At 65.8% G+C, this 11,882-nt stretch carries 11 protein-coding genes; 1 reads left to right on the top strand and 10 read right to left on the bottom strand.

The genetic code is table 11. The features are described from left to right. Positions 1 to 64: 64 nt before the first annotated feature. Entirely contained in the window at positions 65 to 628 is a 564-nt protein-coding gene (locus ACFRJ8_RS20235) for a hypothetical protein (RefSeq protein WP_377988164.1), read from the bottom strand. 197 nt (positions 629 to 825) lie between these two features. On the opposite strand from ACFRJ8_RS20235, the gene ACFRJ8_RS20240 reads away from it, so the two are divergent. Then, positions 826 to 1,284 carry a flavin reductase family protein gene (locus tag ACFRJ8_RS20240; RefSeq protein ID WP_377988225.1) on the top strand — a complete coding sequence of 153 codons (459 nt, stop codon included), beginning with the start codon at positions 826 to 828 and terminating at the stop codon, positions 1,282 to 1,284. A 97-nt stretch (positions 1,285 to 1,381) separates the two neighbouring features. Here ACFRJ8_RS20240 and dnaE read toward each other — a convergent pair whose 3' ends face one another. The 9 genes from dnaE to ftsZ all read right to left on the bottom strand — a co-directional run bounded on the left by dnaE (position 1,382) and on the right by ftsZ (position 11,712). After that, positions 1,382 to 4,939 (bottom strand): DNA polymerase III subunit alpha, encoded by a 3,558-nt coding sequence (gene dnaE / locus ACFRJ8_RS20245; RefSeq protein WP_377988165.1) that lies wholly within the window; start codon positions 4,937 to 4,939, stop codon positions 1,382 to 1,384. Between the two features lie 146 nt (positions 4,940 to 5,085). Next, entirely contained in the window at positions 5,086 to 6,054 is a 969-nt protein-coding gene (locus ACFRJ8_RS20250) for an RluA family pseudouridine synthase (protein ID WP_377988226.1), read from the bottom strand. A gap of 112 nt (positions 6,055 to 6,166) precedes the next feature. Beyond that, entirely contained in the window at positions 6,167 to 6,745 is a 579-nt protein-coding gene (gene lspA / locus ACFRJ8_RS20255; RefSeq protein WP_377988166.1) for a signal peptidase II, read from the bottom strand. A gap of 152 nt (positions 6,746 to 6,897) precedes the next feature. After that, the gene (locus ACFRJ8_RS20260) at positions 6,898 to 7,593 is read right to left on the bottom strand and encodes a DivIVA domain-containing protein (RefSeq protein WP_277526898.1); all 696 of its coding nucleotides are present in this window, start codon (positions 7,591 to 7,593) and stop codon (positions 6,898 to 6,900) included. 163 nt (positions 7,594 to 7,756) lie between these two features. Then, a complete protein-coding gene (locus tag ACFRJ8_RS20265) occupies positions 7,757 to 8,065 on the bottom strand; it encodes a YggT family protein (protein ID WP_277526897.1) in 309 nt (102 codons plus the stop codon). 136 nt (positions 8,066 to 8,201) lie between these two features. Beyond that, positions 8,202 to 8,732: a cell division protein SepF gene (locus ACFRJ8_RS20270; protein WP_026266243.1), complete on the bottom strand. Its 531-nt coding sequence runs from the start codon at positions 8,730 to 8,732 to the stop codon at positions 8,202 to 8,204. Positions 8,733 to 8,819: 87 nt separating this feature from the next. After that, the gene (locus ACFRJ8_RS20275; RefSeq protein WP_377988167.1) at positions 8,820 to 9,617 is read right to left on the bottom strand and encodes a YggS family pyridoxal phosphate-dependent enzyme; all 798 of its coding nucleotides are present in this window, start codon (positions 9,615 to 9,617) and stop codon (positions 8,820 to 8,822) included. After that, complete coding sequence (locus ACFRJ8_RS20280) at positions 9,610 to 10,380, bottom strand: polyphenol oxidase family protein (protein WP_377988168.1); 771 nt, start codon at positions 10,378 to 10,380, stop codon at positions 9,610 to 9,612. Before ACFRJ8_RS20280 ends, ACFRJ8_RS20275 begins: the two co-directional genes overlap by 8 nt. Positions 10,381 to 10,494: 114 nt before the next feature. After that, positions 10,495 to 11,712 (bottom strand): cell division protein FtsZ, encoded by a 1,218-nt coding sequence (gene ftsZ, locus ACFRJ8_RS20285; RefSeq protein ID WP_277526893.1) that lies wholly within the window; start codon positions 11,710 to 11,712, stop codon positions 10,495 to 10,497. Positions 11,713 to 11,882: the final 170 nt, after the last annotated feature.

Here is an 11,882-nt window from a genome sequence, read left to right on the forward strand (position 1 = left end):
GCTGTCAGGAGTTTGGCTCACCCGATCATTTTACGTGTCCTGCCGCGGCGGGCCGGCACTGGCTTCAGCGGCGGGGTTTGCCGCCGGAACCAGGGAAGAGGCTGTTCAGGAAGATGGCCAGGGCGATCGCCGCGGGCCAGATGGCGAGGACCGCGTAGGAGCGCAGTGAGAAGGCGACGCTGGCGCTGGCCGAGGTATCCGCCGGCGCGCCCCACCACTGGGCGCTGAGCACGCCGGTTCCCCAGGCGATGAGCGCGCCTGCCGCGCCGGCGAGGACCACCAGGATGACGGTGCCGGCGCCGGGCTGGTGGTGCTTGGTGCCGGCGACGAAGGACCCGGCGATGCACCCGGCGAGCAGGCACAGCCCTGCCAGCACCAGGTCCCTGGGCAGCCACGTGGCGGTGTTGGTGCCGGCGGCGAGGTCCGGATTTCCCGTCAGGAGATTCAGGCCCGACGGCGCCAGCAGCCACCAGAGCAATCCCACCGGGACACCGGCGGCCGCGATGACCGCGGCCTTCCGCCACGGGGTCCCGCCGGGTCCGGACTGCTGTTCGGGATTCTCGGGCCGGACCGGCTGCGCGGGCTCCCCGGCGTGGTGGACGGGGCCGTCTACTGCGGGCTGTGTCATGCAACAAACCGTAACAAGGATTCTGCCGGCGCATGGCGAAGCCCCGGCAGCACATGACGGCGGAAGTAAACAAAATGCCGTACCTCGATCACTGGCGCAATACGCTGGCAGTGTAGGAAGTACCACACGCACGTGCAGCAGGGAGTTGGATCGCAGTGGCCACAGATGAAGGAATCTTCGAGGGAACGTTCAAGGAAATGTTCCGCCGGCACGCGGCGGGCGTGGCCATCATCACGGCCAACCACAACGGCGTGCCTTTCGGATTCACGGCAACCTCAGTGGCCTCGCTGTCCGCCAAGCCGCCGCGCTTCACGTTCAACATGGCCAGGACCTCCAGCTCGTGGCCGGCGGTGGCGAACACGACCTACATTGGCGTGCACATGCTTGGGCTGGAGAACCAGGAGCTCGCCGACCGCTTTGCTCGGGCCGGCAACCGGTTCGACGGCGACCACTGGGAGCTCGGCCCCCACGAGGTGCCCGTGCTCAAGGGAGTCAGCGGCTGGCTGATCGGCAAGGTCCAGATGCGGCTCTCCTTCGAGAACAACGCCGTTGTGGTGGTCGAGGTAGTGGAGGGCCAGGTCGGCGAAGACGGCGCTCCCCTGCTCTACCACTCCGGGGCCTACAGCCAGCCCGTTCCGCTCGACTACGAAATTTGAGCGCCGAGATCCGACGGCCCCGGCCGGCCACTGGTGAGCGGCGCTGGCCGCCCGCACCAGTGGCCGGAACTGAAAGCCCCGGGGCCACTCCCCCGCGCTAGTTGTCCAGGCAGGTCGGGCCGAGCAGAACCTTCAAGTCGCCAAATAGGGACGGGCTCGGGTTGACGCGCAAATGCACCGGTAGGCCCATGACCTCCACCCGGTTGTCGCCCTGCAGGTGCAGCCGGACCTCGGAGTTTCCGCGGTGGGTGCGCAGCACGTCGCCCAGCTCCGTGACCACGGCCTCGGTGGCCTTGTGCGTGGCCATGGTGATCACCACGGGCCCGTTCTGGCTGTCGCTGAGGTCCGGCACGGAAAGTTCCATGCAGTTCAAGGTGACGGCGCCGTCGTCGCGCCGTTGCAGGCGTCCCTTGACCACCACGATCAGGTCCTCCGCGAGCACCGAGGCGATAGGGCCGTAGACCTGGCCGAAGAACATGACCTCCATGGAACCGGCGAGGTCCTCGATCTCGGCGCGGGCGTAGGCGTTGCCGCTGGCTTTGGCGATCCTTCGGCTGAGCGAGGTGATCATGCCCGCGATGGTCACGATCGAGCCGTCCGGCGGGCCGTCCTCGGCGATGATCGAGGTGATTGACCGGTCGGCGTGCTGGCTCAGGAGCCCTTCCAGTCCTTGCAGCGGGTGGTCGGAGACGTAGAGGCCGAGCATGTCGCGTTCGAACGCCAGCTTGTCCTTCTTCTCCCATTCCGGCAGGTCCGGGATTTCCGTGCTGAGCGAGGCCTCGGGCTCCTGGTCCTCAAAGCCGGCGAAGAGGTCGAACTGGCCGATCGCCTCGTTGCGCTTGAGGGTGATGACGGAGTCGATCGCCTCTTCGTGGATCATGGCCAGGGCCCGCCGGGGATGGCCCAGCGAGTCGAAGGCGCCGGCCTTGATCAGGGATTCGATGGTGCGCTTGTTGCAGACCACCGCCGGGACCTTCAGGAGGTAGTCCTTGAAGGACGTGTAGACGCCTTCCTTTTCGCGCGCCACCACCATGGCTTCAACGGCGTTCACGCCGACGTTGCGAATGGCGCCCATGCCGAAGCGGATGTCGGTGCCAACAGGGGTGAAGTTGAGGGCTGACTCATTGACGTCGGGCGGCAGCACCGTGATGCCCATGCGCCGGCATTCGTTGAGGTAGATGGCCGATTTGTCCTTGTCGTCACCCACCGAGGTCAGCAGGGCAGCCATGTACTCCGGCGCATAGTGCGCCTTCAGGTACGCCGTCCAGTAGGAGATCACGCCGTAGGCGGCCGAGTGCGCCTTGTTGAAGGCGTAGTCGGAGAACGGCAGCAGAATGTCCCAGAGAGTCTTGACCGCGGCCATGGAATAGCCGTTGTCCTGCATGCCCTGGGAGAAGCCGGCGAACTGCTTGTCCAGCTCGGACTTCTTCTTCTTGCCCATGGCGCGGCGCAGGATGTCGGCCTGGCCCAGGGTATAGCCGGCAAGCTTCTGCGCCACGGCCATGACCTGCTCCTGGTACACGATCAGCCCGTAGGTCCCGCCGAGGATTTCGGAGAGCGGCTCCTCGAGCTCCGGGTGGATCGGGATGACCTCTTGGATCTTGTTCTTGCGCAGCGCGTAGTCGGTGTGCGCGTTGGCGCCCATGGGTCCGGGCCGGTAGAGGGCCAGCACGGCGGAGATGTCTTCAAAGTTGTCAGGCTTCATCAGCTTGAGCAGGGAGCGCATGGGTCCGCCGTCGAGCTGGAAAACGCCCAGCGTGTCACCCCGGGCCAGCAGCTCGTAGGATGCCGTGTCATCCAACTCGAGAGTTTCGAGGTCGAGGTCGACGCCGCGGTTCATCTTGATGTTTTCCAGGGCATCGGAAATGATCGTCAGGTTTCGAAGCCCGAGGAAGTCCATCTTGATCAGGCCGAGGCCCTCGGACGTCGGATAGTCGAACTGGGTGATGACCTGGCCGTCCTGGAACCGGCGCATGATCGGAATCACGTCGATGATGGGGTCCGAGGACATGATGACACCGGCGGCGTGCACGCCCCACTGCCGCTTCAGGCCCTCAATGCCCAGCGCCGTCTCGAAGACCTTGGCAGCCTCCGGGTCCGTGCTGATCAGCTGGCGGAAGTCCCCGGCCTCGCTGTAGCGCTTGGACTGGGGGTTCTGGATGTCGGCCAGCGGAATGTCCTTGGCCATCACGGCCGGCGGAAGCGCCTTGGTCAGCGTCTCGCCCATGCTGAACGGGTAGCCCAGCACGCGCGAGGAGTCCTTGAGGGCCTGCTTGGTCTTGATGGTGCCATAGGTGACGATCATCGCCACGCGTTCGTCGCCGTACTTGCGCGTGACGTAGTCGATCACTTCGGAGCGGCGCCGGTCATCGAAGTCGACGTCGAAGTCAGGCATGGAGACGCGGTCCGGGTTGAGGAAGCGCTCGAAGATCAGGCCGTGGTGCAGCGGGTCAAGGTCGGTAATACGCATGGCGTACGCCACCATGGAGCCGGCACCGGAGCCACGCCCGGGACCGACGCGGATGCCGTTGTTCTTGGCCCAGTTGATGAAGTCGGCCACCACCAGGAAGTAGCCCGGGAAGCCCATGGAAGTGATGACTTCCAGCTCATAGTCGGCCTGCTTGCGGACCTTGTCCGGGATGCCCTGGGGATAGCGGTATTGGAGTCCCTTGTCGACTTCCTTGACCAGCCAGGACGTTTCGTCCTCCCCCTCCGGGCAGGGGAACCGGGGCATGTAGTTGGCGCCGGTGTTGAACGAGACCTCGCAGCGCTCGGCGATCAGGAGCGTGTTGTCGCACGCCTCCGGGTGGTCGCGGAACAGCTCCCGCATTTCCTGCGGTGACTTCAGGTAGTAGCCGCTGCCGGAGAAGGCAAAGCGCGAGCCGCCGTTGTCATAGGTCGGCTCCAGGAGGGTGGAGCCGGACTGGATGGCCAGCAGGGCCTCATGCGCCTTCGCGTCGTGCTCGTGCGTGTAGTGCAGGTCGTTGGTGGCCACGAGCGGCAGATTCAGGTCCTTGGCCAGGCGCAGCAGGTCACCGGTGACGCGCCGCTCGATGTCCAGGCCGTGGTCCATGAGCTCGCAGAAGTAGTTCTCCGCGCCAAAGATGTCGCGGAACTCGGCCGCGGCCTCAACCGCTTCGCGGTACTGGCCCAGGCGCAGCCGGGTCTGGACTTCACCGGACGGGCAGCCGGTGGTGGCGATGAGCCCTTCCGAGTACGTGTTCAGCAACTCACGGTCCAGCCGGGGCCATTTGCCGAAGACCGAGTCCAACGAGGCGATCGAGGAGGCCCGGAAAAGGTTCCGCATGCCCACGTTGTTGTAGCTGAGCAGGGTCATGTGCGTGTAGGAGCCACCACCGGAAATGTCATCCTTGCGCTGGTGCTCCTCGCCCCACCGCACACGGGTCTTGTCCGTGCGCGCGGTCCCGGGAGTCACATAGGCTTCGACGCCGATGATCGGCCTGATACCCTGGTCGGTTGCCCGCTTCCAGAAGTCGAAGGCGCCGAACAGGTAGCCGTGGTCCGTCGTGGCGAGGGCCGGCATGCCGAGCCGCTCGGTTTCGTCGAACAGCTCACCGAGCCGGGCGGCACCGTCCAGCATCGAGTACTCGGTGTGGTTGTGGAGATGGACAAACGAGTCGTTGCTGGAAGTCACCGCACCATTCTAGTGCCGACCCACGACGGCGGCGTGCAACCACGACGGCGGGAGCGGAACATGCCGGACAGAGCGCCGGATCCGCCGGCCCAAACCAGGAGCAAGACCCAGGACTGGAGCGGATCAGGCCGCCCCGCCCGGACGGCTCAGGCGTTCCCGGACTCCAGGACCTCGAGCGCGTACCTCAGGTCCTGCGGGTACTCGCTGGCCACGGTAACGCGCTCCCCCGTCCGCGGGTGGTCGAAAGAGAGTTCCCGGGCGTGCAGCCACTGCCGGGTCAGCCCGAGGGTGGCGGCCAGCCGCGGGTCAGCGCCGTAGGTGAGGTCACCGGCGCAGGGGTGCCGCAGGGCCGCAAAGTGCACACGGATCTGGTGGGTGCGGCCGGTTTCGAGGTGCACCTCCACCAGGGAGGCCTTCCCGAAGGCTTCCAGGACCTCGTAGTGCGTCACCGAATCACGGCCGTCCTCGATGACGGCGAACCGCCAGTCGTGGCCAGGGTGGCGGCCAATGGGCGCGTCGATGGTGCCCGCCAGCGGATCAGGAAGGCCCTGGATCACGGCGTGATAGACCTTGTCCACGGTGCGTTCCTTGAAGGCCCGCTTGAGCACGGTGTAGGCGTTTTCGGTCTTTGCCACCACCATGACGCCGGAGGTGCCGACGTCGAGCCGGTGGACGATGCCGGCACGCTCGGGGGCGCCCGACGTCGAGATCCGGTACCCGAGACCGGCGAGGCCACCCACCACCGTGGGCCCCACCCAGCCGGGAGAGGGGTGCGCTGCCACGCCCACCGGTTTGTCGATGACAACAAATTCGTCATCGTCCAGCAGGATCAACAGGTCGTCCACAACTTCCTCCACGATTTCCAGGGGATCCCTGCGGTCCGGCACAACGACGTCGAGCACGGTGCCGAGGGTGAGCTTGAGTGACTTCCCGACCGGCTTGGCATTGCTGGTGACGTTGCCCTCGGCGATCAGCGTGGCTGCCTGGGAGCGGGAGATGTCCATCAGCCTGGCCAGGCCGGCGTCCACGCGGGAGCCGGCAAGGTCCTCCGGGACGGTGAACTGCCGGTGCCCGGCAGTTGCAGCACCGGCTTCACCGGCAGCATCTGCCGCCACGTCGTCAGACGCGTCGTCGGCCAGGTCGTCTGCACGGCTGTCAGCGACGTCCGGCGCCAGATCCTGCGGCACTTCCTCCGCGGCGCGTCCTGCGGCGTTTCCTGAGGTAGTTTCAGACATCTTTGGCCACCGTATCCTTAGTGTGGCGTGAGCCGTCCAGGGAGATCCCGCGGAGGGTGAGCAGGCAGATAATTACGACGGCGGAGACCACGGCCGAGTCGGCGATGTTGAAGATCGCGAAGTTTGGGAGCTGGATGAAATCCACCACGTGGCCCATCGCGAAGGACGGCTCGCGGAACAGCCGGTCAGTGAGATTGCCGAGTGCGCCGCCGAGGAGCAGCCCCAGCGCCAACGCCCACCAGAGCGAGCCGAGCTTGCGCAGCTGCAGCAAGATCGCGACGGACACGGCCGCCATGATGATCGTGAACACCCACGTGACGTTCTCGCCGATCGAGAACGCGGCGCCGGAGTTACGGATGTAGAACCAGTGCAGCAGCGGCGGAAAAACGGGGATCCGCTCGCCCTCGGTCATGGTGCTGGTGACCCAGAGCTTGGTCAGCTGGTCGAACACGTAGGCGAACACCGCGAAGGCAGCGAACAGGGCAAACAGCTTTGCCCGGCGCGGCCGGGGGTGCACAGGCTGTGCCGCCTCGACAGGCTGCATGGCGTCTGGTGATGATGCGTCAGTCATAGGGCTTTCGTTCGGGAGCCAGTGCGGAGACCGGGGGTCCGTTTCCCGGCTAGCGCCGGGCACCGGACCGGTGGCGGCACGTTGCGGGAAAGTGAAAAGCCGGCGGCCGAGGAAACCTCAGCCACCGACTTTCAGAATACTTTGCTTTTTGCCTAGCTATTGGCTTCGACCTCAGGGGCCGCAACGGAGCCGCGGGCATCCAGGTCCCGGAGCTGGCCTTCGATGTAGGCCTTCAGGCGTGAGCGGTAGTCACGCTCGAAGCCGCGAAGCTGCTCGACCTTGCGTTCCAGCACGGAGCGCTGCTGCTCGAGGGCACCAAGGATCTTGCGGGACTTTTCCTGCGCATCGTTGACGAGGCTGCTGGCCTCGATCTGGGCTTCAGCGATGATTTTGTCCCGCTGCTGCTCGCCGTCGGCGACGTGCTTGTCGTGCATCTGCTGCGCCATGGCCAGCAGGCCGGCGGCGGACTCGGAAGCCGGGGTTGCAGCGGTACGTGCCGGTTCGACTGCCTGGGCTGCCTTGGCAGCCTGCTCGGCTTCCTTCTTCTTGGCAGCTTCTGCGGCCGCCTTTGCCTTGGCCTCGGCCTCGGCCTTGGCGGTGTCTTCCTTCTCGGCCTTGACGGGCGCCGGGACCTTTTCCACCACAGGTGCGGCGGCGGCGGAGCTGGCAGGCGTGCCGGCGCCGGATTCGGCGAGCTTCTTGCGGAGCTCGTCGTTCTCCTGGTTCAGGCGCCGAAGTTCGACGACGATCTCGTCCAGGAAGTCATCAACTTCGTCCTGGTCGTAGCCTTCGCGGAACTTGGTCGGCTGAAAGCGCTTGTTGACAACGTCTTCTGGCGTCAAAGCCATCTGGTCACCTCGTTGGTCTAGTTAGTCAGTAGGCCTTCCGGCCGTCAAAACTACGGTACCTAAATATGGTCTGGTTCCTCTAATTCAACACCGCAGTGTCAAACCGGAGTTTCATTCGGTGTGGGCCTGGGCCCGGGCAAGTCGCATGCCCGGCTCCGGCGGCTCATGCTGCGATCGGCTGGGCGTACACCAGGCCCTTGACGATCCACATCGCCACGCTGACGGCCACGAACAGGAGCAGGAAGCCGATGTCCAGTGAAATTCCGCCCAGCCGCAGCGGCGGGATGAGCCGGCGGAGCAACTTGAGCGGCTTGTCCGTGACCGAATACACAGCATGGGCCGCCACGAGTGCCATGCCGCGCGGCCGCCAGCTTCGGGCAAACATCTGCACCCAGTCGTAGACCAGGCGGATGATCAATGCCACAAAGAAGAGCAACAGAGCGATATAGACGAGTCCGAAAACAATTCCCATGAGCTAACTCATATCTCCATGTTCATTCCGGATACCGCAGTGTCCTAAGGAAAGTGTCACTTCTATTTCAACACGGATAATTCCGCACGGATGCCAGGCAGGTGTCCCTGCCTGGCATCCGCAACGATATTCGGGCCTAGCTTTGGTTGAAGAAACTTGCCTGGGTCTCGCTGACCTTCTTGTCATCGCCGATGACCTCGATGTACGACGGCGAGAGCAGGAACACCTTATTCGTCACCCGTTCGATGCTGCCGCGGAGGCCGAAAACGAGTCCGGCGGAGAAGTCCACGAGGCGCTTGGCGTCAGCCTCGCCCATGTCGGTGACGTTCATGATGACGGGGATGCCATCGCGGAAGCTTTCACCAATGAGCTTGGCGTCGTTGTACGACCGCGGATGGATGGTAGTGATTTGCCGGAGTCCGGTGGTCTCTTCGCGGCTCGATGCCGCACGCTTGATGGGTGTCACAGGTGCGCGATATTCCTCTTCAGCGGCGTGAGGCTCTTCCCGGGGGACCTCGCGGACGGGCGCCGGAGCACGTCGTTCCTCGCGGTCCTGCTCCATGGATTCGTCCTCATCCTTGTGCGGTGTGGGGTGCTCAGACTCGTAGTGTTCGTCGCCGTCGGCGAGCCCAAGATAGATCATTGTCTTGCGCAGAGCGCCAGCCATGGTCGACTCCTAATCTTGTCCGTAAGCGGGCCGCTTAGTGACTAGACAGCCTTGGAATCCCCGCCATTACCTTCCAATATGTCGAACTTACCGCAGGGCCGGACGCGGACCGAGAATATCGGAGCCTATGCGTAGGTGTGTCGCCCCGAATCGGACCGCCTCTTCGAGGTCCTGGCTCATTCCGGCGGATATTCCCGTGGCGCCCGGATATTGTTCAGCCAGCCGCCCGGAAATGCCTGCCAGCTTCTCGAAGGCAGCCGCCGGATCCGCCCCGAGCGGGGCCACGGCCATGACGCCGGCGAGCCGCAGTTCGGCAGCGCCGGCCAGCAGTTCGGCCAGTGCGGGGACCTCGTCGGGGGCTGCGCCGCCGCGGTGCGCCCCTGCGTCCTCGTCCAGGCTGACCTGGATGAAACACTCCAGGGGCGGCCGCCCGGTGCGTTCGCTTTCGGCAGCCATCGCCTTGGCGAGTGCGGAAGCCAGAGCCTCCCGGTCCACGGAGTGCACCGACGCGGCGTACTTCACCACGGATTTGGCCTTCTTGCTCTGAAGCTGGCCGATAAAGTGCCAGCTCAGGCCGAGGTCTTCGAGCTGCGCCGTTTTTTCGGCGGCCTCCTGGTCCCGGTTTTCCCCGACGTCGGTGACGCCCAGTGACGCCAGCCGCCGGACGTCCTGCGCTGGATGGAATTTGGTGACGACGATCAGTCGTGGTGGCGTCGCCTGGCGGCCGGCGGCGGCCACGGCGGCGTCGATCCTGCGGCGGACGGCCGCGAGGTTCGCGCCCAGCTGGGCAAGCCGCGGGCCCTCCAGCGCGTCCTCCCGGCTCGCCCCCGGCCCGTTGACCGACTTGAACGCGCTTGCGTCCGGTACGTCCACAGGCTCAGTCATGGCCGTGCGCTCTGGTCACATGCGTCCCGTTCGCCCACACCAGCCCCACGAAACGGCCGGTGTGGCTGTCGCGGCGGTAGGAGAAGAGGGTCTCGTCCTCGAGTGTGCAGCCCCCGGAGTATTCGATCGCTACGCCCGCTGCCTGCAGCTGGCTCCGCACACCTGCCGGCAGGTCCAGGCCGGGGGCGCCGGTGGATGTGGTGCACCACGTGGCGGGCACGGCTGCGACAACGTCCGCGCGCAGGTCTTCGGGGACCTCGTAGCAGCGGCCGCAGACCGAGGGCCCAATCCAGGCGCTGATGCCGTCCGCGCCGAGCTCCCGCAGGCGGGCCACGGCGGCCGGTACCACTTCGGCGGCAACGCCGGGCCGGCCGGCGTGGACAACACCGAGGACAGGCGCCCCGGCCGCGTCTTCGCCGACCAGCACCACGGGCACACAGTCCGCCACCAGGACGGCCAGCGGCTCGGTCAGGGAGACCTGGGCATCGGCTGTGGGGGCGGCCGGCACGTGGCCCGCGGCATCGGCTGTCGCCGTCGTCGGTAATGCCGCCGTCGACCCGACGACCGTGGCCACATCATTGCCGTGGACCTGGTTCATGTAGCGGAAGGCCCGCCCGCCGAGCCCGGCGGCCGCTTCGAGCTCCGCACGCCTGCGGCGGACCGCCGCGGGGTCATCGCCAACATGCAGTGCCAGGTTCCCGGCTCCGGCGTCGGTGAAGGCCACCCACACGCCCGGCCGGACTTCAGCCCGCCAGCAAAACAATCACAACACCGCCATCGACATGTCCGGAATATCTACGTTCATACAATCCACCGTATCCCGCCGCAAAGCAGCATGGCACCGCCGGACGGCGGTGCCATGCTGAAGCGGAACGATTTACTTGAGGAAGTCAGGGACATCCAGGTCATCGGAGTGCCGGCCGGACAGGTCCGGCTCCACGACGGCCGGGAGGTCGACGTCGAAGCCCGAGTCGGCCGGTACCGCGGAGGGGCGCTGCTGGCCCCAGCCGCCGTAGCCCGAGGCACCGACGGTGGCGTGCAGCGGCTGGACCGGGGCGGCGGCGGGTGCCTGCGCCGGAGCGGGGGCAGCGGACGTGGGCCGCTGCGGGGCGGCCGGCAGTGACTGGTCCATGGACGGCGAGGTGGCCTTGACGTCATCGAAGCCGGCGGCGATGACGGTGACGCGTGCCTCGTCGCCGAGGGCGTCGTCGATCACGGCGCCGAAGATGATGTTGGCCTCCGGGTGGGCGACTTCCTGGACCAGGCGGGCTGCCTCGTTGATTTCGAAGAGGCCCAGGTCCGAGCCGCCCTGGATGGAGAGCAGGACGCCGTGTGCGCCGTCGATCGATGCTTCCAGCAGCGGGGAGGCGATGGCCAGCTCCGCAGCCTTGACGGCACGGTCTTCGCCGCGGGCAGAACCAATGCCCATCAGCGCGGAACCGGCACCCTGCATGACGGACTTGACGTCGGCGAAGTCGAGGTTGATCAGGCCCGGGGTGGTGATGAGGTCCGTGATGCCCTGGACGCCGGAGAGCAGCACCTGGTCGGCGGAGCGGAATGCATCCAGGACGGAAACGTTGCGGTCGCTGATGGAGAGCAGCCGGTCGTTCGGGATCACGATCAGGGTGTCGACTTCGTCGCGCAGGGCGTCGATGCCGGCCTCGGCGGAGCCGGCGCGGCGGCGGCCTTCGAAGGTGAAGGGACGTGTCACGACGCCGATGGTCAGGGCGCCAAGGGAACGGGCGATCCGGGCCACGACGGGGGCGCCGCCGGTACCGGTTCCGCCGCCTTCGCCGGCGGTGACGAAGACCATGTCTGCGCCCCGGATGACCTCTTCGATTTCATCGGCGTGGTCCTCGGCGGCCTGGCGGCCAACCTCAGGGTTCGCGCCAGCACCGAGACCACGGGTCAGCTCACGCCCGACGTCGAGTTTGACGTCGGCATCGCTCATCAACAATGCCTGCGCATCGGTGTTGATGGCGATGAATTCGACGCCGCGAAGACCGACCTCGATCATGCGGTTGACTGCGTTCACGCCACCGCCGCCGATGCCGACGACCTTGATGACGGCCAAGTAATTCTGCGGAGCTGCCACGTTACGTGTCCCTTGTTCGTGTACTAATGCGAAAACTGGTCGAGTCCTGCTTGAATCTTTGAACCTTAACCTTCGACTTGAAGGTTATAGTTATGTCAAGTAACTCATGTCTGTGACGGTATTTCCTATGCCGGGGACATTCAATAACCGCCGCCGCGTGTCGCGGGAAT

Source organism: Arthrobacter sp. NPDC056886, assembly GCF_042788715.1.
Classification (GTDB): Bacteria; Actinomycetota; Actinomycetes; order Actinomycetales; family Micrococcaceae; genus Arthrobacter.